18 protein-coding genes are annotated in these 23920 nt (G+C 52.8%); 8 read left to right on the top strand and 10 right to left on the bottom strand.

From position 1 onward, the window contains the following. Nucleotides 1-26 precede the first annotated feature (26 nt). The gene (locus BN8_RS29710) at nucleotides 27-1715 is read right to left on the bottom strand and encodes a PA14 domain-containing protein (RefSeq protein WP_009285665.1); all 1689 of its coding nucleotides are present in this window, start codon (nucleotides 1713-1715) and stop codon (nucleotides 27-29) included. A gap of 172 nt (nucleotides 1716-1887) precedes the next feature. Between BN8_RS29710 and BN8_RS29705 the strand changes: the two genes are divergently transcribed. Next, the gene (locus tag BN8_RS29705) at nucleotides 1888-3246 is read left to right on the top strand and encodes a PQQ-dependent sugar dehydrogenase (protein WP_040007065.1); all 1359 of its coding nucleotides are present in this window, start codon (nucleotides 1888-1890) and stop codon (nucleotides 3244-3246) included. Nucleotides 3247-3430: 184 nt separating this feature from the next. On the opposite strand, the gene BN8_RS29700 is transcribed toward BN8_RS29705, so the two are convergent. Further along, on the bottom strand, nucleotides 3431-3919 hold the full coding sequence (locus BN8_RS29700; protein WP_009285663.1) for a D-Ala-D-Ala carboxypeptidase family metallohydrolase: 489 nt from the start codon (nucleotides 3917-3919) through the stop codon (nucleotides 3431-3433). Nucleotides 3920-4156: 237 nt separating this feature from the next. Between BN8_RS29700 and BN8_RS29695 the strand changes: the two genes are divergently transcribed. The 3 genes from BN8_RS29695 to BN8_RS29685 all read left to right on the top strand — a co-directional run bounded on the left by BN8_RS29695 (nucleotide 4157) and on the right by BN8_RS29685 (nucleotide 8159). Further along, nucleotides 4157-5545: a cytochrome ubiquinol oxidase subunit I gene (locus tag BN8_RS29695; RefSeq protein WP_009285662.1), complete on the top strand. Its 1389-nt coding sequence runs from the start codon at nucleotides 4157-4159 to the stop codon at nucleotides 5543-5545. A gap of 99 nt (nucleotides 5546-5644) precedes the next feature. Continuing rightward, nucleotides 5645-6685: a cytochrome d ubiquinol oxidase subunit II gene (cydB, locus tag BN8_RS29690; RefSeq protein WP_009285661.1), complete on the top strand. Its 1041-nt coding sequence runs from the start codon at nucleotides 5645-5647 to the stop codon at nucleotides 6683-6685. A gap of 40 nt (nucleotides 6686-6725) precedes the next feature. Continuing rightward, nucleotides 6726-8159, top strand: a complete 1434-nt coding sequence (locus BN8_RS29685; protein ID WP_009285660.1) for a sulfatase — start codon at nucleotides 6726-6728, stop codon at nucleotides 8157-8159. A 147-nt stretch (nucleotides 8160-8306) separates the two neighbouring features. Here BN8_RS29685 and nfi read toward each other — a convergent pair whose 3' ends face one another. Beyond that, nucleotides 8307-8996, bottom strand: coding sequence for a deoxyribonuclease V (gene nfi / locus BN8_RS29680; RefSeq protein WP_009285659.1), 690 nt, complete (start codon nucleotides 8994-8996; stop codon nucleotides 8307-8309). A gap of 198 nt (nucleotides 8997-9194) precedes the next feature. Here nfi and BN8_RS29675 point away from each other — a divergent pair, with 198 nt between their 5' ends. Continuing rightward, nucleotides 9195-10544 carry a sensor histidine kinase gene (locus tag BN8_RS29675; protein ID WP_009285658.1) on the top strand — a complete coding sequence of 450 codons (1350 nt, stop codon included), beginning with the start codon at nucleotides 9195-9197 and terminating at the stop codon, nucleotides 10542-10544. On the opposite strand, the gene BN8_RS29670 is transcribed toward BN8_RS29675, so the two are convergent. Continuing rightward, nucleotides 10519-11298: an FRG domain-containing protein gene (locus BN8_RS29670; protein ID WP_374755538.1), complete on the bottom strand. Its 780-nt coding sequence runs from the start codon at nucleotides 11296-11298 to the stop codon at nucleotides 10519-10521. The genes BN8_RS29675 and BN8_RS29670 overlap by 26 nt on opposite strands. Before the next feature lie 291 nt (nucleotides 11299-11589). Here BN8_RS29670 and BN8_RS29665 point away from each other — a divergent pair, with 291 nt between their 5' ends. After that, nucleotides 11590-12024, top strand: coding sequence for a DoxX family protein (locus BN8_RS29665; RefSeq protein ID WP_009285656.1), 435 nt, complete (start codon nucleotides 11590-11592; stop codon nucleotides 12022-12024). A 171-nt stretch (nucleotides 12025-12195) separates the two neighbouring features. Here the strand turns inward: BN8_RS29665 and BN8_RS29660 are convergent, their stop codons facing one another. The 6 genes from BN8_RS29660 to BN8_RS29635 form a co-directional block, all read right to left on the bottom strand. After that, nucleotides 12196-13755, bottom strand: coding sequence for a S41 family peptidase (locus tag BN8_RS29660; RefSeq protein ID WP_009285655.1), 1560 nt, complete (start codon nucleotides 13753-13755; stop codon nucleotides 12196-12198). Between the two features lie 126 nt (nucleotides 13756-13881). Continuing rightward, complete coding sequence (locus BN8_RS29655) at nucleotides 13882-15042, bottom strand: hypothetical protein (protein WP_009285654.1); 1161 nt, start codon at nucleotides 15040-15042, stop codon at nucleotides 13882-13884. 247 nt (nucleotides 15043-15289) lie between these two features. After that, on the bottom strand, nucleotides 15290-18871 hold the full coding sequence (locus tag BN8_RS29650; protein ID WP_192579106.1) for an ABC transporter permease/M1 family aminopeptidase: 3582 nt from the start codon (nucleotides 18869-18871) through the stop codon (nucleotides 15290-15292). Between the two features lie 80 nt (nucleotides 18872-18951). Then, the gene (locus BN8_RS29645; protein WP_009285652.1) at nucleotides 18952-19857 is read right to left on the bottom strand and encodes an ABC transporter ATP-binding protein; all 906 of its coding nucleotides are present in this window, start codon (nucleotides 19855-19857) and stop codon (nucleotides 18952-18954) included. 204 nt (nucleotides 19858-20061) lie between these two features. After that, entirely contained in the window at nucleotides 20062-21204 is a 1143-nt protein-coding gene (locus tag BN8_RS29640) for a helix-turn-helix domain-containing protein (RefSeq protein ID WP_009285651.1), read from the bottom strand. 76 nt (nucleotides 21205-21280) lie between these two features. Next, on the bottom strand, nucleotides 21281-22645 hold the full coding sequence (locus BN8_RS29635) for a hypothetical protein (RefSeq protein ID WP_144051854.1): 1365 nt from the start codon (nucleotides 22643-22645) through the stop codon (nucleotides 21281-21283). 146 nt (nucleotides 22646-22791) lie between these two features. Here BN8_RS29635 and BN8_RS29630 point away from each other — a divergent pair, with 146 nt between their 5' ends. Then, the gene (locus BN8_RS29630; RefSeq protein WP_009285649.1) at nucleotides 22792-23355 is read left to right on the top strand and encodes an RNA polymerase sigma factor; all 564 of its coding nucleotides are present in this window, start codon (nucleotides 22792-22794) and stop codon (nucleotides 23353-23355) included. A 159-nt stretch (nucleotides 23356-23514) separates the two neighbouring features. Continuing rightward, nucleotides 23515-23838, top strand: a complete 324-nt coding sequence (gene trxA / locus BN8_RS29625) for a thioredoxin (protein ID WP_009285648.1) — start codon at nucleotides 23515-23517, stop codon at nucleotides 23836-23838. The last annotated feature ends 82 nt before the right edge of the window (nucleotides 23839-23920 follow it).

Below are 23920 nucleotides of genomic sequence, written 5' to 3'. Positions count from 1 at the left end.
ACAGATGCCTGACCTGCTCAGGTAGATTAGAACACTATTGAATACTGTACCGAGCCAGATCCGTTTTTCATGGCAACGGGCAGCAGCAACTCCTGCTTTCCGGCCACCTGACGCAGTTTCACTTTCGCTTTTGGATCAAAACGGACGTAATACCGCCGATCGTTTATCGCATACAGGCCTTTTTCGACCTCTTCGAGGGCTCCGGCAGCCACACGGCAATAGACTGCCGCTTTAGGTTCGCCTTTCAGGGACAGGGTACGTACCAATGCGTCGCCTTCCGGACGGATGGTTTCGGTCACGGTTGCCCCGGCCAGTCCGTATTCGATGGTCGGCATACCGGCTTTATCGACCACCAGGCCCTTGTACTGAAGTGTATTTTCATCAACGCTATCCGGCCAGGTCACGTTCTCGTCGGTCAGCGTCATCAGGGCCGTTTGGGCGGGCAAATGGACGGTTGCTCCCAGCGGAGACAACAGTTGCGGCTCCCCCCGTTCGTACCACATCTCCGTAGCGTTGGCAAAATCGCCCTTCCAGGCCTGCAACAGCGCCATCTGATTCAGATCGAGCGTGTAGTGCATGCCGGCAGGCGTACCAACCGACAGACTATGCGTGCGTTTTTTGGCTTCGCCCGGCACCTGCACAAACGAACGAATCAACTCGGGCCGGGCTTTGGCCTGTACGCTGATGGCGCCCACCGGATCGGGTTCGGGTAGCGACGCCAGCGCGTGGAGCGGTTGCGGACGCGTACCGGCCTGCGATACGAAGAGGCCCAGACCCGGCCGGAACCAGGACCGGGAAAAATAGACCTTAACATCGTGCGGACCGGCGGTGAGCGTTGCATTCCCCGTACTCGGCTGGCCCAGTTCCCGATGGCTGACAGGAATAACCTCCTTGCCATCGACCCACAAAGCAGCTACGCCCCCCTGATTGAGTTCGAACTGGTAATCACCAGCCTGCAACGCATTCAGTTTGCCGTCAAAAAGTATGGTGTACTGACGCGGCTGTCCGTAGGCCACCTCATAGTTCAGCATAGCCGTCGTATCCTTTTTCAGCACTTTTTTACGGGCAGCTTCCGCCGGGTCCTGTATGTAGCCCCCTTCCACTATGGTGTAACTGACAGGGCTGCTCCAGCGGGCCACATCGCGCGGCATCATGGTTCGAAAGCCTACGTTACGAACGGCTACGGTACCGTTCGCATCCGTCAGTGTCACGGCATTGGCGTTGCGGCCGCTCAGCACCTGTCCTTCCCGAACGGTTACGCCGTTCAGGACCAGTTTTTCGAGTACGTCGTTTCCTTTGGGGCCGCCCATCCTATACCATACTTCAACGGTCTGCCACAAGCCGGGAGCTTTCATCAATCGGGGAAGATCAAGTGAATGCGCAAAACTGATTGGCTGGCCACTCGGTAGAGTAAGCAGCACATCCGAATTAGCCGTCATCAATACGTCGAAGCGCATCCGAAAATCATCGCTGGATTTCAGCAACGTCAACGGCTCACGAGTCCCTGTCAATATGGTCGTACCGGGCTGGGTTTTCAGGGACCCACTGCCGGGCCCGGCCGCTACGGCTCCGACCAGTTGCCAACCGGCTGGGCGGGTTAACTGAGCGACGGAGGTCATCGGCAAATCGGCCTGTGCGTGTGCGGGCGTAACAGCCACGCTACTGAGCCATCCGGCCGCCACGCTGCCCAGGAGCCATTTTCGGGATACTATCATGGTAAGAGATACTGAGTTTAGTTAAAAAGCAGACAACGTCTGTTTTCTTTGGATTATGCCATTAAAAATCAAAAATAGTGAAAGCCCGCCGTTTATCGTACTTGGGCTAAACCTTTCCTCCATACGGGCAGTTAACCGGGCGTCAGCTCATTACATCAACCCATTTCCTGCCATGAAACTGCTCCTGCTTGGCCTGACGACAGCCGCTATGTTTTCTGTCCACGGCGTCGATAAATCCGCTGTTAACCCGCCTAAAAACAGATCAACCCTACCGGCACCCGACCCCAATAACGGTGGCCTGAAGCTTGTTGAAGGCTTCAGCGCTCTCACCTTCGCCGACAACCTCGGCAAAGCCCGGCACATGGCCATCGATCCAACCACCGGTACGGTCTTCGTCAAGCTGGATGAACTCAAAAACGGCAAAGGTATTGTCCAGCTCCGCGACACCAACGGCGACGGCCGCGCTGACCAGACCGTTACGTTCGGTACGTACACCGGTACGGGCGCGGGCATCTACAACGGTTACCTTTATGCATCGGCCGATACGGCGGTGTTCCGCTATAAGCTCACCAACGGCAAAGTGCTGGCCGGAGCAAAAGGGGAGCCGATCGTAACCGGCCTGACGCTCCAGCGCCAGCACGCATCAAAGTCGTTCGCCATTTCGCCGGACGGCAAACTGTACGTCAATTTTGGCGCCCCCTCGAATGCCTGTCAGGAGCAGGACCGGACGCAGGGCTCGAAAGGGCAGGACCCGTGCCCACTACTCGAGAGCTACGGCGGCATCTGGGTGTTCGACGCTAACAAGCTGAATCAGAAACAGTCGGACGGGAAGCGCTATGCAACGGGTATCCGGAATGCCGTTGCGCTGGACTGGAATACGGCCAATAATACGCTCTACGCGCTGCAGCACGGTCGCGACATGCTGGCGACGCTGTACCCGAATCAGTATACCAATGAACAAAGCGCTGAACTGCCGTCGGAAGAGTTTCTGATGGTGAAAGAAGGGTCTGATTTTGGCTGGCCGTATTGCTATTACGACCACTTCCAGAAGAAAAAGGTCTTAGCTCCGGAATTCGGTGGCGACGGTAAAACCGAAGATCGCTGCGCGGGTAAAGAAAAACCGATCATGGCATTTCCCGGCCACTGGGCACCCAACGATCTGCTGTTCTACACGGGTGGAGGCCGAAACGCCTTTCCGGACCGCTATAAAAATGGGGCATTCGTCTGCTTCCACGGCTCCTGGAACCGCGCTCCACTGAAACAGGGCGGTTATTTTGTCGCGTTCATCCCGTTTGGGTCCGATGGCCGCCCCTCCGGCGACTACGAGGTATTTGCCGAGAACTTTGCCGGTGTAGCCGAACCGGGTAAGCCCGGCACCAGCGCTAACGCCGGGAAGCCAAATCTGGTTAGTCCCGCCGATGCCAGGCACCGGCCGGTTGGTCTGGCGCAGGGTCCCGATGGTTCGCTGTACATCACCGACTCGGTCAAAGGCACGGTCTGGCGCATTACGTACAACGGAAAGAAGAGTTAAGGAAATACCCCAAACCCCTGAAGCGGTCGGCCGTTGCCGGGCTTAGCGCTGCTTGACATAGACCTGTGAAATTAGCAACGCTAAGCCCGGCAACGGCCGACCGCTTCAGGGGTTTGGGGTGAAATACAGTACCAGTGCAAAATCCATATAAAGCCTCTGCTACAGAGGTTCTTTGGTTGCCCCCCTATTGGATAGGCAACGGAGCCGTATCAACACGTTGGTAAACCGTTTTCCCCAAGGGTGTTTTTGTAGCGCGTAACACTTCTCCACGCGGATTGGCCCGGAATGAGATATGAACCCAGCTATTAAACTCCTGGATAATCTGGTCAAACGGAAGTTTCATGGCCCGCGCCCGCTGGAACAACTCCTCAACACTGACCGCCGGATTCAGGACGACAATATCAGCCGCCTGACCAAGCAGGTGCTGACTTTTTGAAGCCCCTCCTACAAGGCTATTCACCCGAATACATCGGTAGCCGCTGTTTACCCGAAGCGGCATGTTTAATCCCATCCGGAGCGGCTCCAGTACGTTCTGACAAAGCAGTTCCAGGTTTTTGACGATTTGAGGAGACGGTTCAAATTGTTCGTTAAATTGAAAACGAACGGCCGTTTCGCTCGTCAGCAGCTCATGCAGTGTGAAATGAGCGGTTAGATTCCGGTTTGCAATAGGCATGGTTGTAGAAAAGAAGAAAGGTTGACGGAATACGTTCAGTTAGCACGCTAACTATAAGTAAGTTACAAACTTTCCAGTTAGTCTATTAGCAAGCTCATCTGTGTTTTATTTTCCGGTAGGCTCATTTTTCGTACGCTGGTATTCCCTTCCGTTGTAACTTGAATCTGGTAGGCCCTCGCCATAGATTCAGTACCAGGTTAACGACGCTATGCGGGTAATTTCCCTACCGCTACAGTCATGGACGACGTTACCCTCCTCTCCCGCTTACAATTCGCGTTTACGATTGCCTTCCACTACATCTACCCACCGCTGACGATTGGTCTTGGCGTCTGTCTGGTGTTCATGGAAGGCATGTACCTTCGAACCAAAAACAAGGTGTATGAAGACCTGACTCGCTTCTGGATCAAGATTTTCGCCCTGATTTTTGGTATCGGTGTGGCTACCGGCATCGTTATGGAATTTGAGTTCGGCACTAACTGGGCTACCTACTCGCGCTACGTCGGCGATGTGTTTGGCAGTGCGCTGGCGGCCGAAGGTATCTTTGCGTTCGCCCTGGAATCCGGCTTTCTGGGTATTCTGCTGTTCGGCTGGAACCGGGTCAGCCCCCGGGTGCATTTCATGGCTACGGTACTGGTGGCGCTGGGTTCCATCTTCTCGGCCATCTGGATCGTAGTGGCCAATTCCTGGATGCAGACGCCGGCCGGTTTTCGGATCGAGGGCCACGAGATGCAGGCCCGCGCCGTAATTACTGACTTCTGGGCGATGATCTTCAACCCGTCGTCGGTTGAGCGGCTGTCGCACGTACTGGTCGGGGCATTTTCGTCGGGGGCGTTTCTGGTCCTGAGCGTCAGCGCACTGTACATTCTTCGCGGTCAGCACATCGACCATGCCAGGAAAGGCTTCAAAATTGGGTTATGGGTTGCTACGTTTGCTGCGCTTTTGTCGTTGTTCACGGGCCACTCGGCAGCTAACGTAGTCGGCAAATACCAGCCGATCAAGATGGCCGCTATGGAAGGGCACTGGGATTCGCTGGCCCCTGCCGACGCCTACGTGTTCGGTTGGGTTGACAAACAGAATGAGGTTACGCACGGCCTGAAAGTCCCCGGCGGCTTATCGTTTCTGCTCCATTTCGATCCCCGTGCCAACGTACCGGGCCTGAAACAATACCCGGTCAACGACCGCCCCGGGGCGGTCAACTTCGTGTTCCAGTCGTACCACATTATGGTGACGCTCGGGTTTGCGATGATCGGCCTGACACTGCTGGCGCTATGGCTGCTCTATCGCGGCCGGCTTTACGAACAACGCTGGCTGATGTGGATTTTCGTGTTCTCGGTCCTGATGCCGCAGGTAGCCAACCAGGTCGGCTGGTACTCGGCGGAGGTGGGTCGTCAGCCCTGGGTGGTGTACGGCCTGCTCCGGACGTCGGATGCGCTGTCGGAAGCCGTCCGGGCCGACCAGGTGCTCACCTCGCTGATTCTGTTCACCCTCGTGTATTTTGTGCTGTTTCTGCTATTCATTTACCTGCTCAACAAGAAAATTCAGCACGGCATCGATGTCGGCGACGTTACGGATCATTCGGGTCCGCTATCCACCAAAAACCCAGACGTTTTTTCAACAGCACGATAAGTTAATGAGCGAAAGAGTGAATGAGTGAAAGAGCGAATCACTACTCTACCAAACCGCTCTTTCCTCTTTCACTCTTTCGGTCTTTCACTCTTTAAACCCATGGAAACAATACTTGGTCTTGATTTACCCACGTGGTGGTTCCTGCTGCTGGGGGCATTGATAACGGGGTATGGCATTCTGGACGGTTTTGATCTGGGAGCCGGCGCCCTGCACTTGTTCTTTCGCAAGGAGGAAAGTCGCCGGATTGTGCTCAACGCCATTGGGCCGGTCTGGGACGGCAATGTTGTCTGGCTGGTCATCTCGGCGGGCGTCCTCTTTTCAGCTTTTCCGATGGTGTACGGTACGTTGCTGTCGGCGTTTTATCTGCCGTTTATGCTGCTGCTGTTCGGCATTATTTTCCGGGCTATTTCAATTGAATTCCGTAGCAAGGAGCCCATGCGCTGGTGGCGTCGGTTGTGGGATTTCAACTACTTTGCGTCGAGTACGTCCATCGCCCTCATCCTCGGCCTGATTCTGGGCAACATGGTGCAGGGGATTCCGCTCGACAGTAATCACCGGTTCATTGGTACGCTTCGGGGCTTTCTGAATCCGTACGCCATCCTGATCGCCATTACGACGCTGTCGCTGTTTATGCTCCACGGGGCCATGTACCTGGCCATGAAGACAGAAAACCGGCTTTACGCCAAACTGACCATCCTGATCAACTGGACCAGCAAGCTGTTTATTCTCTGCTTCATCGCATCGGCTGTAGCCACGCTGATCTACGTACCACACATGGCGGCCATTTTCCGCGACCGACCGTATTGGTTCGTGGTGCCGATGGCGGCTCTGCTGATTGTCCTGAACATCCGGTATAGCATCGAGAAACGGCGCTACCTGCTGGGATTCATTTCGTCGGCCGTTACGACCTCGCTCATGCTGGTGCTGGTGGCGCTGGGACTATATCCCAATCTGGTGTTTTCCAACATCGACCCCAACAATCACATTAGCATTTACGACGCAGCGTCGACTACCAAGTCGCTGAGTATCATGCTGGGATTTGCTTTCGTTGGTGTACCCCTGGCGGCTGCGTATACCATCTTTTCGTTCTATACGTTCCGCGGTAAAGTAAAGCTGGATGATGGCAGTAGTTATCTATAACCGCTCGTTTTTATAGCTGACTTTTCCTAACCCCTGACGTATGCGCTTCTGTTCGATTTTTCTGGTTCTGCTTGCCTGTCTGCTGACCGCCTTTACCGCTCAGCTCTCCCCGACCAGCCAGCATCCATCCCGCATCGTCGCCAACCGACCCAACATCGTTTTCATTCTGGCCGATGACCTCGGCTATATGGACCTGCGCTGCTACGGTAACCCGTACAACGAGACCCCGCACCTGGATTCACTGGCCCGGCGGGGTATCCGGTTCACGCAGGCGTATTCGGCCTGTCCGGTCTGTTCTCCGTCGCGGGCGGCTATCCTGACGGGCAAGCACCCGGCCCGGTTGCACCTCACTAATTTCATCGGTGGAGAACGCGTAGATACGACGTCATCGCTGCTGCCGGCCGAGTGGCGTCGCTATCTACCGGCTTCGGAAACAACGCTGGCCGAACTGCTCAAACAACAGGGCTACGTAACGGGTATGGTCGGTAAATGGCACCTTGGGAACACCGGTGATTCGCTTACGCCGACCGCCCAGGGCTTCGACTACGAACGGCAGATCAGTAAGAACGGACTGGACTACTACAACTATTCCATTGCCTCGAACAACAAGACCGTTTTTGAAGACACCGGCAAGGAGTACCTGACCGACAAACTAACCGACTACGCCCTTGAGTTTATCGATCAGAACAAAGCCGGGCAGAAACCGCTTTTTCTGTACCTGGCGTACTCGGCCCCGCACATTCTGCTGGTACCCCGTGCCGATAAGCTCAGCAAGTTTCTGTATCGGTACCCACGGTTCAACGGGCGGTATAATCCATCCTATGCGGCCATGCTGCTTAGTTTCGACGAGGGCGTTGGTCGGGTGCTACAAAAATTGAAAGACACCGGTCTGGCCGACAATACGCTGGTTGTCTTCACGTCGGACAACGGTGGACTCGGGATGCCCGAAGCCGGTCCAACGCCAACAGACAATTCGCCCCTGCGGAAATGGAAAGGCCACGTCTACGAAGGCGGCATCCGCGTACCCTTGATTATGGCAGGATCAGGCATAACCGCCCGAAACGCCACCTGCGACCGCTACCTCACCGGCACGGATTTCGTACCGACGTTTATGGAGATGCTGCAAACGAACTGGAAACCAGCCGTACCGGACGGCAAAAGCTTCTACGCGCTGCTTAGCAACCCGGCCGCTGCCCATAAGCGCGGACCTGTTTTCTGGCATTATCCGCACTTCAGCAACCAGGCGAGTCGGCCTTCGGCAGCTATTCGGGATGGTGATTACAAACTGGTTGAGCACTACGAAACCGGCAATACCGAACTCTACAACCTCAGCAACGACATTTCGGAGAGCAACGACCTGGCGCAGCAGCAACCGAAGAAAGCCAACGAACTGCTCGAAAAGCTAACGAAATGGCGTGCTGAGGTGAAAGCCAACATGCCGAGGCCCAACCCGGCGTATGCAGCTAAGAAGTAGACACCACAGGCGTAGTATTATGCTACTTCAGACTAGCTTTTGCGCATGCCCGTATCCTCATCCCAAACCCATAATGAGCAGTACCAAAATGAAACTGGTATTACAATGCAAGAATCCGGACTAAGCTGAGTTACCTCTGTTGCAAAGCTAATCCGCGGCCCGTTCCCCGCGCCGAAGTGCATTCACCAGGTTATGCGCCCGGCGTGTCGGTTCGGGAATGCGATAGCCGCCATTACACCGTAATGTCAGGTCAATCGCCGTTTCCATGTCGATCAGGTGACCGGGCGATACGTAGACGGGGTTGACTTTGTCTTTGGTTCGCAGGGCCGCTCCAATTACTTCCCGGTAATGAACCATCGGCGACCAGTTACCCCGCTCCGGAGCGGGTTCGTCGTACTTACCGACCAGCACCGACTTGGCGCAGCCAAACGCCGGGCGGTCGATGAACAGGCCCATGTGCGAGGCAATCCCGATCCGGCGCGGGTGCGCGATGCCCTGTCCGTCGAACATAACCACATCCGGTTCTATCTTGAGTTTGGCCCACGCATCCAGCAACGCCGGTCCCTCCCGGAACGACAGCAGGCCCGGTACGTAGGGAAATGTGGCGGTACTGATAACACCCACCTCTTCGACTACCTCAAGGGTGTCGAGTTGGAGCACTACGATACCGGCGTAGACCGTCTCTTCAAATTTGTTGAACGAAATATCGCAGCCGGCAATGGTTTCGACCGGGCGGGTCAGCGGTTCGATACGTATCTCGCTACGCAGTTGCTGTTGCAGGGCAACGGCTTCGGCCGGGGTAAGGGTCCAGTTATGCAGGTTGTTGAATCGTGCCATGTATCACCCGTTGAGTTGAAATGCCAGGGCAAGGCTGGTGCCTGGCCAGGACAGAACATAAACGCCGACCAATAGGAAAAGTTAGGAAGGCATTTTACCCTTCACACAGCCGGCCAGCCGTTTGCACAAAACGTTTCGTCGTTTCCAGGATATTTTGTTTATTTTTGGTAAGCAAATCGTCTATTGGTTGCTTGTTGCATGACGTACGAGGTTTGGAACGTGCTGTTTTTGGGTATGGTCACAACCATGCTTCTATTTAACGTGGTGCAATGGTTTTCGTATCGGGAGCGCATCTACGGGCTTTATACCGCCTATATCCTCGTCTGGGTGGGCTACTTTCTGATTCGCGGCACTACCCTTGATAACAGTCTGACAACGAATGCCCGGCATTTTGTCCGCATCGCCGGGCCTATGCTGGCGTACTTCGTCTACTACGATTTTACCAATGCGTTCATTGGTATTCGCGAACGGGTACCGAGCCTGCTAAAGCTCTTTCGGGTTAGTCAGGCATTTCTGCTTGCCTATATTGGCCTGGAGGTCTGGTTCTGCTTTTTATCGGATTATTGGCGCGAACCGATCCACGAAATCATCCACTCTGTTGTCCGCATCACCCTCGCGGTGGTGGCCTGGTACATCATTTTCAGGATTTTCCGGGTCAAAAGCTACGCATCCCGCTACTTCATTACCGGCTCGGCTATGCTCGTGCTGGGTGGACTGGCGGCCATGCTGCTGACCATCTTTGCGTCCGACGAATGGCGCGAACGGCCCGAGTTCTGGCACGCGCCGTTGACGTACATGCAGGTCGGTATTATCCTCGAACTGATGTTTTTCTCTCTCGGTCTGGCTCAACGGCAGCGGCAGGTGATTATCAAGAAGGCCGTAATTGAGCAGGAACTTGCCCGCGAACGGGAGAAACGCCACCGCGAGCAACTGGAAGCCGAACTGGCTGTTCAGCGCCTGAAGCAGGAAGTTTCGGAGGTGCAGATGCGGGTGTTACAGGCCCAGTTGAATCCACATTTCCTCTTCAATTCGCTTAATTCCCTGTCGTCGCTGATTTCCGACGCCCCCGACAAGGCCGAAGAGTTCGTCGATGAACTGTCGAAGGTGTACCGGTATCTGTTGCGTACGAACGAGTACGAACTGACCACGCTTGAAACAGAAATCGACTTCATTCATTCGTACTACCACCTGCTGAAAACCCGCTACGGCCAGGGAATTGAACTCGAACTGTCCGTCGACCGCAAGTACCTGAATCACAAGCTGCCCCCACTAACTCTGCAACTGCTGGTCGAAAATGCCGTCAAGCACAACATCGTATCGAGCAGCCGCCCGCTGACGATTCAGATCCGGACCAATGCGCTCAGTACGTTGGTGGTTTCAAACAATCTCCAGCGCAAATCACGGGATCGGGTCATTTCAACCAAGAAAGGCCTGCTCACCATCATGACCAAATACGAACTGCTGCACCAGCCCGAAGTAGACATCCGCGAAACGGCCGATGAATTTGAGGTGGTGGTTCCGCTCATTGGGCCGGATAACGGGCTGTGAGCGAAGGAGCCTGCTCATCTTCCTTCCGCACCGGCCGCAGCGGAGACATATACTGTCGACGAAGCCAGCTACTCAGCCCATCCAGCCCCGGAAACAGCACGCGTTCGTTGATGTTGGCCTGATCGAGTTTGTCTCGAATCTCCCACTTCAATTCTGCCGGAATGATGATTTTCCGGTACATGTCGTCATGGCTATCCAGCCACTCGTCCATAGGCAGCTCAGGGCTGGAGACAACCGAAAACAGGGCGTACTGGTTAACGATCCGGTCGTCGATGGAGGGTGGCTCAAAAAACAGGGCGAATTTTTCGTCCGACAATCGATCAAATTCTTCGAGGGATTCGATGTCTCTGAGCAGTTCAACCGTGAACACATCGGCCCCTTCCTGATGAAGCGTTGACGTGAGCGATTCGGGCAAAAACTGGTGTACTTTTCTGTAGTTGATGCACCACACTACACCGTCGCGATCGAACAAAATGGGGTCTGATGTAACAAAATGCAGCGCTACCAACGGCGAGAAGGTCCAGTCCATGAGCCGGGTAGGAAGGCCATGATGCTGGGCTACCGCCAGCCAGTGCCAGAACGAGTCATGCTCCAGGACCTCGCGGGTCGCGTATTTTTTGAAGTTACGAAGCAAATGTCCTTCAAACTGATTGCAACCTGGCCCCAGCCGCATCAGCGACGTAATCAGCGTGTAGGTTGTATCGGGCATACCACGGAACGCATAAGGAGATCTAAATCGCTGAATATCAGACATCCACGACTCTTCATACAAACAATTCATCAGTTCATTCCAGCTTGACACACAACTCTCCATACTACTACTACTGCGTTTGGGCAACGTTTTGCCTACTAACTTAGTATGGTTTACGATTGTTGGAGAATTGTACTGACTGATTACGTATCGGTAACGTTAGCCGTTTGGCTAATAAACCTACTGGCTCAGTTCGTACGCTTACATTTAAGGTTCCATCAAACACTGGTCCGCCTAATTAGTTCATAATGAGATAGCTCAATCTGTTCACAAGATTCACTCAACGTACATCCCATGAATCGCACAACCTCTTATCCACCGCTGGGCGTTATGGCCAGTTCGTCGGCCGTCTATGGCTGGTTGTTATTACTCCGCCTGTCCATAACGGGCTTCATGTACACGCATGGCATTCCCAAGCTGACCAAGATTCTGAACGGTACTATGTCGTTTGGTGACCCGCTTGGTATTGGTAGCGGCCCTTCGCTCGTGCTGGCAACTTTTGCCGAGGTCGGGTGTGCGTTTTTGGTTCTGCTGGGGTTTTATACCCGGCTAGCCACGCTGCCGATTATGTTCACCATGTTTGTGGCGGCCTTTATTGCCGGTGCAGGCAAGCCTTTCGGCGACAGAGAGTTGCCGCTGCTCTACCTGCTGGTTTATGCTACCCTGTTCTTTCTGGGGCCAGGAAAATACTCGATTGATGGACGCCGGGTAAGCAACTGGCGGCTCTGATACGATCCCGGCAAAACAAATCGTTCACTCCCCTACGTATCGGAGGCCTCAACCGATTAGGACTGACGATCTGTCAGATCAGCTAACGTCTGAATAACCTCAGAATCGTTGCTGACAACCACCTTAACTTGGACGAACACACCTGTAAACACCTGTTTCAGCAGCTATGTATTACTTTCCCCTGTCCAACTGTTTACGCCCGGTAGTTTGGGCGGGTTCGCGAATAAGCCTTACTACGTAGTTTAGCTGTGGGTCGGTGTGAGTCAATACGTGCTGCATAGTAGTCGGTACGGGGTGATTGGGCAAGGTGCCGCGTCCTTTCTGGTTCGGTTCCGGCACGGCATTGCGGTAGTACACCAGTGGCGTCGTCACCTGGATGCCGGACCTGGGTAATTCAAGGTTGATAAAACTGCTGCCATTCCCGCCTTCGTAGGCCCCGCCAGACTCCTCGCCTACAAATACGCCCACCTTGTTGGCATGAGCAACGGCCAGAAATTCCGATGCCGTTGAGGCACTCTCGCCATTCATCAGAATGTAAACCTGACCACGAAACCGATTCGGTTTGGGCGCGTAGCGCATTGGTTCGCGGGTATCGCTGCCCTGCCTGAGTGTGAACGTACCATCAGCTTCGGGTATCAATTCATTCTTTACGTTCTTCCGGTCGGCTTCGGAGAGGTCGGAGAATTTAAAAAACTCGGATTCGGCGTTGTCTGTTATGCTATGCTGCCGGGCGTAGTAAGGTACAGCCGTATCGGATTTCATCAGGTACGTAAACAACTCGATACCCTGGCTATCCCAACCGCCGTTATTACTGCGGACATCGACAATCAGGTGCTGAATCTGCTTCTTTGCCAGCTTCGCCATCGCTTTATCCATGAATTTCCGAAAGACCGTCACAGCTTCAGCGCCGTTCTTCTCACCCCCTCCCCCAAAGCCGTCCAGCCGCAAAAAAGCCGTGCTCGCCAGCGTGTCGGGGAGATACAGCCGCCAGGGATAGCGCCGTTTTTTTTGATTGTACCACGCTACCATCTGCTTGTTGACCGGGTTCGCCATCATGTGTTTCAGCGAAGCACCGAAGGTTTCCGCAGGCGCGTCAACTTGTACGGTATCACCACTCAGGCTTCGGAAGGAGAGCCGATACGTCTCTGGCTGCCCAATGTACCAGTAGTAAAATAGCGCGAACAACTGCCCCCGCATAGCCTGTACTTTCGACGTCTCGATATAGCCATCGTCCCAGTGGTATCGGTACAGTTGCCGACGAATCAATTCCATTGACTGTCCGTTAATACTAAGCAATTCGAAGCCAGGTTTAACAGTCTGGTCGGCTGTACCATTGAACAACACGTACGAGCGATTTTCAAACTGGATCGTAAAAAACGGTATCGTTTTCAACGTACTGTTGAACTGTTCCCGCCAGTTTTTACCGGGTAATGTATGCGTATGGGCGCACCTGATATCGCCAAGAAGCGCCGAGACTGTCTTAAAGAACGTATAGAACGGCAGCGGCTCATTCAACGTACTGGCCATGCTATCCAGTTTGGCCTGCATCTGCGCTTTGGGTGTGTATCGATACAGGGCCGGATGCGTTTCTTCGAGCAGCCGACGCAGATACTGAAAATCGGCCTGCATATCGGCGGGCTGCAGGATTTTAGTTGAAAGCGAATCCGTAGCAGCCTGGGCGTTGAGCGGTAGCCAGTGGAGGAGCAACAAAAAGCAGAAGAAGCCTTTCATAAATCGTCGTTTTTGCGCAAAACAGGCCTACAATGACGCTCAAATCTGCTCAAATCCGGATTTGATAAGTGATTTTTAACATAAGTTATGGATTGTAGGCAATTCAATCCATAACTCACGTTGATTTCACTTTTCCAGCATTCCTTTCAGCCCATCCAGATCAATCGTTTCCAGAAACTGACTCATCATCGCCCGCTTAGCCACCATATCCCGGGTCGTTTCGTATGTCATTTGCAGGTGGATGAATTGAACCGCCGGTCGCGGTAATTTGCTATTCAGGTAGTTGACATCATGCGTCACAAGGGGCTGGCTGTAAGGGAGTGCCGCCTGTTCGGCAAACGTACCTTCTCCGCGTCGATTCGTCATAAAGCCATAAGGTTCACCCAGCACAGCCTGCATACTCCGCTCGGCGGGCGTCATGGCGGCCAGCATCTGCTCCAGCCGGTCAATGTTCCTGCGCCACTCGTGGGCCGATGCATCACGCTTCTGACGGCCGCGCTCGACGCTCTGCCGGTTGCCGTCGATGTATTTCCGGCGCTCAGCTTCGGTCTTGAAATCGATCCTGGCCGCATAGGCTTCGCTTTCTTTCAAGGACGCTTCCAGGACCTTCGTCGTTTCGTCGTTTTCTGCCAGCATTTTACGGAGTGTAGCCTGACACAATTGCACCAGTTCCTCCCGACTAACGGCCCGGACCGGCAACCGCTGATCGGGCAGAATCAGAATGGATTCGCGCTTACGGTCACGATCATCAGGATGAGCGCTGTAGACCGGGTACCCTTTCAGCAGACCAACCTGCTTCGGCATGTAGTAAATCGCCTGGCCGTTGGGCAGTTGGTAGCCTACCTCCTTCATAAACTTGTACAGAAAATTAGCGTGCATTTCAATATGGGTACCCGTTTCGCCCGATACTTCCGGCTTGCCGCGGAAGCACCAGTAATGATGGAACATGACCCGCACGGTGTAGCGCAGAGGCCCATTGAGCTGCTTTTCGTAGATGCTGTGGTGGTCCGTATTGATGTTTGCCCCCTGCCGGGCCTCGAGGCCACGCGGTTCGGGGTAAGCCTGCCGGATAAAACTCAGCATCCTGTCTTGCCGGGCGGAGACCTGAGGCTGCATGGCTTTGGAAATGTTTTGCAGGTCAGAACCTACCCACGAACTACCGCGTCGTATCCATTGCGTTGGTCGTTGCTGAACAGCTGCTTCGGGGCATGATGTGTCCGGCTGCGCGCGGGTGGCGGTTACGGAAAGGCCAGTCAGTGAGATAAGCAGAAAAAGCTTGTAATTCATGTAACGTAGCGGCTGAATCGATCTATGCTGTTGCAAAGTAGCGTGTGCGTTCTGCCGCGGCCAGGGCTGGCTGAGCCGACTGGCTATTTCGTTGACTGAATAGACTAAAGTGGTGTCTGGAATGAAGCGTATTATCCCCGCCTGAGGTGGTCAGGAAACCAGGAAGCTCCGTAGGAGCGACCTGAAAAGAGTCGTTCCTACGGAGCTTCCAATTCGTCGATACTCACCTTATTTAAGTACCTTACAGTTAAAGCGCATCTCCTTTCATCATCCTATCACCGTTTATCTTCGCATTTTTCTGATTGTCGTCCGGAAAAAGATCAAAGAGCAGGTAGTTGGGGTCGATGCCCGCACGGACCGGCTTTTCTGAGACAAGGACCGTAATGGTGGATTCCTCCTGCGTTAGTTTATGTTTCTTCAGATAAAGTGGCTTTGTTGAGGCCACACCGGGTGTCGCCACACCCGGTGAAGCGACACCCGGTGCAAACACGCCAATCTCAATCCAGTCGTTCAGCGGCTCCATTCTATCTGCTCCCGTACTGTCGATGGTGTACTTTTTTGCCTTTACCTGAAGGCTAACTTTCCAGTGGGTGGCATCGACCGGCTCCGCATGGACCTGGTCTGTCTTCAACTGCCAGTACAGGTTTTTCGCAAAATAGTCGCTCAGCAGACCATGCAGTGAATCGGGCGTTGCGGCCTTCAGTTCCCCATAAAGATCCAGGGTATTGGCCAGCGGTGGCTTGCTTGCTCCATACTTGATGAGCAGTTGCCTCAGTGCATTGTTTACCGTTTCTTTATGGGTATACCCGGTAAGGGCATGCAGGGCCATTACGCCCTTTCGGTAACCCAGAAACGGGTCGTTAGCTTCAAGTAGGCTGTTCATATACGCCATCCGGGGGACTTCGTAGGCGTCTCGCCACATCTTGAGCAGCAGCCTTACCTGTTCCTCACCATAGGTTTCCTCAACCACTTGTAAACCCGAATAGTTGGCCAGCGACTCCGACATGACGTGGGCACCTTCGGAAAGAGCCGGAATAACCTGCCCTGTACCCCACCATTGGTGCGCTATTTCGTGAGCCATGGCAAAAAAGATCACATCCAGTGCCTGCGGATTATCATTCACATTTAAGAGTACAAAGGCTTCTCCGTAGTCAATGGCTGTTGGCTCCGCATTCAAGTCCCCTACTGATCCGGAGCGCTCGATAATGGTGAGATGATCCTGGGGGTATGGTCCGAACGTCCGGGTATAATAAGTGAGGGAGGCCTGCACGCTTCTGGCTATCCGCTCTATATTATCCGCGTGTCCGGGATGATAATACATGGTGAAGGTTACGTCCCGCTTTTTGCCGGAAACCGTGTCTTTCCATACCGAAGTGTAGGTTCGATACCTGGCCGAGAAGATTGAAAATTTATGTCGGATGGGAGCATTGGCCGCATAGTGAAAATAGTTTCTGCCGTTGTCTTTCCATGTACGGACCAGATTTCCAGGCGCTATGGCGGTTTGGCCTTCATCGGTGCCAACTATAGCCTCAAAGCTGGTCAATTCCTGACCCTGCCTTATCTGGCGTGATGTAGAATCATACAGCGAAGGTAGTTTCCAATTGGGTAAACCATATCTCTTTCGCTCCGGATTAGTCCGCAACTCGCGGTACAGATTGTAGCCGATAGCCGGAAACCTTTCCTGATTGACGAAATAGGATCCATTGTCTATCACAGAAACGTCCAAATTAGTATTCCGGAATCCTTTCGACTGCCACACGACCTCAAAATTCATCTGTAGGGAATCCCCTGGTTGAAGCGGTTTTTGCAGCGTATAGATATTGAAGCCATGAAGCCGGTCTTCCACTACCGCCCGGGCCGTTCTGGTAAAGCGGATATTCCGGGTTTCTACCTCGGGTTTGATATCAAGACAGATGGTATCAATCGGTACCGGCGTCAGATTGACCAGTTTATAACTCCCCCGGATTGTCGCCTTTCTGTGCTGGGGATACAATTCAACGGTGATTTTTGTACCGGTAATTCTGGGCTGAGGACTGTCAAGGTATTTTCGGTAGTGGCGTTCATAGCCCGCCTGTCGCTTTATCCATTCGCGGGAAGAAACATACTCATTCAATACGTTGGTGTTGTAAAAAATATAGCTTCCTGTAACCAGAATAATGGCAAATCCAGCCAGCGTAGTTAACGTAGTAGAGCGGGTAAACCGGTTTCTGATCGACCGGATTCTGCCTCCGAAGCCTTCCGGCATTGTACGAACCAGGGCCAACCTGCCCACCACCGCCAGCAGCAACGCCCAGCCCATCCAGTACGCTTTATACCAGAACAGCGGGGCTAAAAAAGGCCCAAATCCTCTCATATCGGTATAGGACCAGCCCGGGTCAGAACCATAGATGAGCAAAGTGTGCTCAATGCCCAGTTTTTCGGCAAATGCGATGAACAGATACGCCAGCAGTACGGCCACATGGCCCAGGTATTTATGGTTTACCAGGACATGCACTGCCAGCGCCAGCATTGCAAACAGCAGGTAATTGATAAGCTGAATGCTAAACAACGCCTTGATAAAAACACCAAACGCGATGTTGGCCTCCCCCTGGGTAAGCTGGATCAGTACGCCCGCCAGCAGCAGGAACCCCATCCATAGAACAATCACCAGCGCCAGGCCCATGTATTTCCCCAGGAAAAGCCCCCATTCGGACACCGGCATCGTATCTGACATTTTATGCTGCCCGTAGTCACGTTCACGCCAGATCAGTTCTCCGGCCAAAAACGCAATGAGCATGGGGATGATGATCAGCCCCGTATTGATATTCGTCAGGGATGCGGTAATCATCGGAAGTACGTTCATGGGAGTGGCATATTGCGGCACTCCTTTTTCTTGCAGGAACTGGCCCGCAACGACAACCAGCAGAATGGCATACAAACCGACAAGGCTGAGACCGGTCCTGCTTCCGGCAATGTATCGGAAGGAAGATCGGGTTAGTACAAGAAGCTGGCTAAACCGGGCAGAACGGCCAAAGGAGGGTAGAGGAAACATTCCAATTTTTGAATCTGGAACCGGACTAGCTACGTCCGCCCCCGTGATATCGGCCTTTTTCTGCCTTAGTTTCCGGGCTGATTTTTCAGCCTGATGAACAAACGTAAAGCGGTAGTAACTGTAGACGAGTACCAGGGTTGCTATAGCAAACCAGATCAGCCTGTTCCATAGGAGGGGGCCATTGAGCGGAATGAACCGGTTGTTCTTCTCAAATGGCGTCCAGGTTTCAATATCTTTGAGAACAGAAATTCCTACCAGATCAATCAGTTTGTAAAGCGCTGCCTTGTCCAGCAAATTGGCTATCGAGTAACCGATGAGCTGCGACAGAATAGGGAAAAGCAGGAAACTTACCAATAAAGCAGCGATAGCTTTCCTCCTGATCACCGAAACTGAAAACTGACAGGTAGTAACATAGAATGCCAGCGGCAAGGAGAGATAGAAATACGTGGATAGGAAGGCTTCCGGCCTGAACGGTCCAATCTGCCCGGAATCTACTTTACGAAGGTAAAAGCCCAGAAAAAACCCTAGCGGAATCACGGTGTGGATCAAGGCATTCAGAAGAAAGGCAGCCGAGAAGCGTCCTCCGAGGTATTCCAGTTTGCTTACCGGAGTGGTATATACGAGCGGATACATCCGGGTCTGTACATCCCGTGCGGCAGCCTGACCGGCAATGGTACCGGCCGAAAGCAGCCAGATTACACCGGTAAAGACAGTAGCCAGGATCAGAAAGAAGGGGGAATTTATGTAAACGGCATCATCATTGGGTCTTACTATCTCCGAAAACCAGAAAGGAAGCATAAAGGCGATCAAAAAATAGATCCAGGTAGAAAGGCTGCTTAGCTGATACCTGAATTCAAAGCGGAAGATCTGGCGGAACCTCATAGCGCTACCTCCTGTTTCTTTCTGCCACTTCCCATATGACCCGTCATGGTGCTGAAATAAACATCTTCCAGATCCGGCTCAACCATGTCAAATCCATTGCCCGGGTTTGTGTTACTGTAGACATGAACCACCGTTTTGCCCGAGAATAATTTGGTTGAGATTACCTGGTAATTGGTCTCGATCTCCGGCAGTCTACTTTTGTCAATCATCAGCCGCCATATCTTTCCACGTAGTGACCGTATGGCTACCAGAGGCTGCGTTTCCAGCAGGATCTCCCCTTTGTTGATGATGGCCATGTTCGTGCATAGTTCCGACACGTCCTCTACGATATGGGTTGAGAGGAGCACCACACTGTTTTCTCCCAACTCACTCAGCAGATTGAGGAACCTCACCCGCTCGGTCGGATCAAGGCCGGCGGTAGGCTCATCCACTATGAGTAGCTTTGGATTGCCAAGCAGCGCCACGGCAATTCCGAAACGCTGGCGCATCCCACCCGAAAAGCCGCCCAGCTTTAGCCTGCGTGCGTCCCAGAGATTCACTTTTTTCAGTAGTGATTCAACAACCTCCCGCCGGGAGGCTTTTTGTGAAAAGCCTTTGAGCACTGCAAAATAATCCAGCAGGTTTTCAGCAGTTGCCTTTGGATACAAACCGAATTCCTGAGGCAGATAGCCCAGTGTTTTTCTGACTTCATCCTTACTGTTGAGCACATCAGTCTCTCCAAGGTGTATTGTTCCTTCGCTGGGGTCCTGGAGAGTTGCCAAAATCCGCATTAGTGTAGATTTACCCGCCCCATTGGGGCCAAGTAGCCCATACATGCCCTTCGGAATACGAAGAGAAACATGTTTTAGGGCGGCTACACCGTTGGGATAGGTCTTGGAAATATTAGTAATGTTTAATTCCATATTGATTTACGTTTAATAGCGGAAAGGCTAATTGTGTATGATCATTTTGTATCCTCAACCAAGACGAATGTATAGTATAGTACTATGCTAAACAAGGTACTTTGTAAAAATTAACCCTTAATGGTATATATTGATTATTAAAGGAAAAAATCAGGGATGAGTGGCAGATACGTTTTTTCAACCGCCACAACGAAACTACGTTACCTAGGCTGATCCGGCCGTCGTTTGTCGCCCAATGTACTCCTTAGGCGAAACACCAGTCATCTGCTTGAACGTCCGCTGGAAGGTAGCCTGTGAATTGAAGCCGCACTCAAAGGCTATGCCCGTCAGGGTGAGATGCTCGCTGGCCGAATTGGTCAGGCGCTGTTTTACGGCTTCGATGCGGTATTCGTTGACGAAGCTATTGAAGCTTTTTTGCAGTTTCTGGTTGAGTACTGATGAGATGATTTTGGGAGGTAGTTGAACGTGCCGCGCCAGTTTCTCGACCGTCAGTTCCGGGTCGAGGTATAGCTTGTCGGTTTCCATAGCCGTCTTCAGCGAGTAAGCCGTTTTCGCGACCGTTTCGGCGGGAATGGATGCCGTGCTGGGTTTCCGGATTGTAATATCGGCTGCACTGATTCGGGCATGAAGATACCCCCGCAGACCCAACCAGTAGATCATAATGGTGATGGGAATGTAGATAGGGTACCAGTCCAGTTGATCGAGCAGCGGGTCGCGCCAGGCCGGTACGATATACGGAATCAGGTGTAACAGCCAGATGACCTGAAACCCCAGAAACACATTCACAAGTTGTCGTAGCCAGCGCCGACGTTGCCCCTCGGTTTCAGAAGCCGGACCCGCCGACTGCCGGGCCAGGAACCGGTGCGTCAGCACGAGGTAGATCGTACAGGAAATCCAGCGCGGAATGTCTACGTAGGCGTTGTATTCATCCATTACGTATCCCCAGTTGGGGCCGTCTTTCGGATTGAAAACGCCCAGCAACGCACCGATGATGAATGTCCAGCCCATCAGCGGTGCTCCGCAATCGAGCAGCATGGGGTAGAAGTGTCGTCGCTCCCTACTGCCCAGTCGAAACTCCGGATTGAGCACCGACTGCACGTAGAAATAAATGATTGGCCCCACCGGCATGATAATGAAAAAAGGCAACAGGTCGATGGCGTGACGTACCCAGACGTTCGAACTGGGGTTCCCCACAGCCAGGCTCGCCAACGCCAGAATACCGATCAACCGCGCCAGTAGCCGGTTACTCACGCGGTTTCCTTTCCGGCTCGTCCATAGCAATACAGCCAGAATAAAGCCCTGTACGGAGCCAAGCAGTAAGATAAGGTCCAGCGGAGGAAGCGTCATGTGGGTAAACTACCAAAACACCAGTAATTTACCCAATGAAATCTATTTTCCTTTGCTGGCGGTTCACACCAGATGGCTACCTCGGCATAGCTCTGACAAAAAACTCCCCACTGATTGGTGGGCCGGATCTGGTACATTCATCTTCGTAATCAATCAGATTACCCGAAATGGTACCTTTCACAAACTTGCCCGGCTCGTATTTCTCTAAAACCACCTGACCATTGGCAATCATATCTTCGCCATTGCACCAGTCGTGGCCAGAATCGTACTGCTTACCTCCATTGAACTCAAAGTTGACCCGGCACTTTCCAGGCTCTCTATCGTAATAAAACGGGATAACGCTCCCCTCCTTGCCATTACTGAAGTTGATGCTGAACATTTCAGAACTTGTTCCTCCGATGATAGCCGAGTACTCCGGTTCTTCATCGTCCAGAAATACACCGAGTGTATAGAGCCGCTCCTGTCCTAAAAAGTTTAGCTTAATATACCCCCGTCCAATGTATACCTCACGTACCAGAATCAGTTTGACGGGGCTGTTGGCAAACGTCATTTCAACGGAGATCGTGACCGGGTTTTGTTTGGGGAGCGTACGCGGAGCTGTGTAGGTAGCTGCGTGTTTATCCGGTTTTAGAGTGCCTTCGCCAATCAACGCCCATTTTAAACCATCATTAGCTTGTCCGCCGGTGGTTTTACTGATCAGCGGCTCTTCGCCATTGCCCGTTAACGGCGCTATTTCAACAACTTCCAGCGTCATTGACTCGCCCAGGTCCAGAAAGGAACCTGAACCCGTTAAATGAAACTGCTCAAATAAACTCCAGTCGCTGAAATGAGGCATAGCCACAGACACCTCTCGTTTCTGCGTGTCTACCTGCTTACCCGGCACAGCGTACCAAATTTTGTTAGTGCGCTGATAGGCAACTCCGAGGGCTGATGGTGCACTGTCTTCTACGTCTGATTCGGTATGGTGAAACGTCAGCGTTGCCGGTTTCTTAAACTGTAGGCCATCGGGCATAAACCGATACGACTGCCCTACACCGTTCGGTGTGTGGTTAGTAATGGGCTGAATCGAGATGGTTGTGGCTTTGTCAATAGCTCCGGCTGGCAGAGTCAGTCGAATCCGACCGTCGGCGGTGCTCAACGTACCGCCTTCCGGCCCGATTGTTTTACTGATGACCACTCCGTCGGGCTGTCCCACTTCGGTCACCTCTCCCGTCGGGTTGGGTTGTTCAGTGTTGGGTTTTGAGGGATCAACTTCTGTCTGATCGGGTTTACAACCGTTGAGGCCCCCAAGGAGCAACCAGCCGGCCAACAGGAAATAACGAAACGTAATCACGGTTTTTCTGGCGTATTGAGTGAATTTGCACCCAGCGTTGCTGAGCTGTCCGTGCAAAACTGCTCCTTGTGGAGCGCCAATCCGAAAGGAAGCTGTATGATATGTCATAAATAAAATCAGAGATGTACGATTGTACTTATGAATTGTTGGGAATAAGTCCATGACCGCTACCTCAATGCTGCAATTAAATTTGAATCTTTTGGGTGATTTTGTCCTTTGCGCGGTATAAAGAGGTCGCTCAGTCTGAATCGTGTATGGTATCGCCTTGTGAAAACCACTTCCTCTATGAGCTTCGGTCGGGTACGGCCTCCGCTTATGAGTTATTATATACCGCTTACTTCCCTACCATCGCCCATCTGGTTAAGCAGAACCACGGTAATGATCGGGATGCCGAAGATCTGTTCCAGGAAACGGTGATCGTTCTGTTGGAAAAGATCCGACAGGACGACTTTACGCTGACGTCGTCGCTGAAAACGTACCTGTATGCCATTGCCCGAAACAACTGGCTGAAGCGATTGCGCGATGAAAAGCTGATCACGACCGACAACGAGACGTACCTGGCTTCTCTATTGAATGAGACAGCCTTAGTCGAAACGGAAGCAGTGGACGACAACCAGGCTGAACAGGTTCATCAATGGCTGGGTCAGATTACGGGCAACTGCCAGCGCGTGCTGACGTCTGTGTACTTCGAACAGGAACCGCTCGATTCGCTTATGCAGACAATGGGCTGGAAGAATCGCCATACGGCCAATAACCAGAAGTACAAGTGCATTCAGCAGATCAAACGCGTCGCCACGAATCAGAAAGGGGCCGTGTAATTTCTTTCCGAGTGACACGTCCGGGTTTGGTCGGAGCAAAAAAATCAGATGGCGTGGGTGATAATCGTGGTCGGCTGGAATTAACTCACGCAGCGATGAAAACCCTCTCTCAACGGTTGCTGCCAACGTAGCTGATCAACCAACAAACCGACAAACATCATGGCCTCTAAAACGATTGAAGCAACCGACGCAAATTTCAACGAACTGATCAAGTCTGATAAACCCGTCATGGTCGATTTCACGGCGGAGTGGTGCGGTCCCTGCCGCCTGATTGGCCCATCGGTGGAACAATTAGCGGCCGAATACGACGGGCAGGCTTTGGTCGCGAAAATGGACGTCGATCAGAACGCCCGCATTCCGGCTCAATTCGGTATTCGCAGCGCGCCAACCCTGTTGTTCTTCCGCAACGGCAAACTGATCGACAAAGTCATCGGAGCCGTTCCAAAAGCAGTGCTAGAGCAGAAACTCCAGTCGGTGATGTAGGATGTCCGGGCCAAGCCACACAGACAAGGTCAGAAAATATAGGAATCATGCGTTAATTGGGCCGTCGACTAAAACGGCCCTT

The organism is Fibrisoma limi BUZ 3 (assembly GCF_000296815.2).
Classification (GTDB): Bacteria; Bacteroidota; Bacteroidia; order Cytophagales; family Spirosomataceae; genus Fibrisoma; species Fibrisoma limi.
Note: the sequence above shows the minus strand (reverse complement) of the source record. Positions and strands in the feature narration are given on the sequence as shown.

What these genes read in the sequence shown, in the direction of transcription:
- BN8_RS29710 (WP_009285665.1), bottom strand. Translation starts at nt 1,715, where the DNA reads ATGATAGTATCCCGAAAATGGCTCCTGGGCAGCGTGGCGGCCGGATGG.
- BN8_RS29705 (WP_040007065.1), top strand. Translation starts at nt 1,888, where the DNA reads ATGAAACTGCTCCTGCTTGGCCTGACGACAGCCGCTATGTTTTCTGTC.
- BN8_RS29700 (WP_009285663.1), bottom strand. Translation starts at nt 3,919, where the DNA reads ATGCCTATTGCAAACCGGAATCTAACCGCTCATTTCACACTGCATGAG.
- BN8_RS29695 (WP_009285662.1), top strand. Translation starts at nt 4,157, where the DNA reads ATGGACGACGTTACCCTCCTCTCCCGCTTACAATTCGCGTTTACGATT.
- cydB (WP_009285661.1), top strand. Translation starts at nt 5,645, where the DNA reads ATGGAAACAATACTTGGTCTTGATTTACCCACGTGGTGGTTCCTGCTG.
- BN8_RS29685 (WP_009285660.1), top strand. Translation starts at nt 6,726, where the DNA reads ATGCGCTTCTGTTCGATTTTTCTGGTTCTGCTTGCCTGTCTGCTGACC.
- nfi (WP_009285659.1), bottom strand. Translation starts at nt 8,996, where the DNA reads ATGGCACGATTCAACAACCTGCATAACTGGACCCTTACCCCGGCCGAA.
- BN8_RS29675 (WP_009285658.1), top strand. Translation starts at nt 9,195, where the DNA reads ATGACGTACGAGGTTTGGAACGTGCTGTTTTTGGGTATGGTCACAACC.
- BN8_RS29670 (WP_374755538.1), bottom strand. Translation starts at nt 11,298, where the DNA reads ATGTCTGATATTCAGCGATTTAGATCTCCTTATGCGTTCCGTGGTATG.
- BN8_RS29665 (WP_009285656.1), top strand. Translation starts at nt 11,590, where the DNA reads ATGAATCGCACAACCTCTTATCCACCGCTGGGCGTTATGGCCAGTTCG.
- BN8_RS29660 (WP_009285655.1), bottom strand. Translation starts at nt 13,755, where the DNA reads ATGAAAGGCTTCTTCTGCTTTTTGTTGCTCCTCCACTGGCTACCGCTC.
- BN8_RS29655 (WP_009285654.1), bottom strand. Translation starts at nt 15,042, where the DNA reads ATGAATTACAAGCTTTTTCTGCTTATCTCACTGACTGGCCTTTCCGTA.
- BN8_RS29650 (WP_192579106.1), bottom strand. Translation starts at nt 18,871, where the DNA reads ATGCTTCCTTTCTGGTTTTCGGAGATAGTAAGACCCAATGATGATGCC.
- BN8_RS29645 (WP_009285652.1), bottom strand. Translation starts at nt 19,857, where the DNA reads ATGGAATTAAACATTACTAATATTTCCAAGACCTATCCCAACGGTGTA.
- BN8_RS29640 (WP_009285651.1), bottom strand. Translation starts at nt 21,204, where the DNA reads ATGACGCTTCCTCCGCTGGACCTTATCTTACTGCTTGGCTCCGTACAG.
- BN8_RS29635 (WP_144051854.1), bottom strand. Translation starts at nt 22,645, where the DNA reads ATGACATATCATACAGCTTCCTTTCGGATTGGCGCTCCACAAGGAGCA.
- BN8_RS29630 (WP_009285649.1), top strand. Translation starts at nt 22,792, where the DNA reads ATGGTATCGCCTTGTGAAAACCACTTCCTCTATGAGCTTCGGTCGGGT.
- trxA (WP_009285648.1), top strand. Translation starts at nt 23,515, where the DNA reads ATGGCCTCTAAAACGATTGAAGCAACCGACGCAAATTTCAACGAACTG.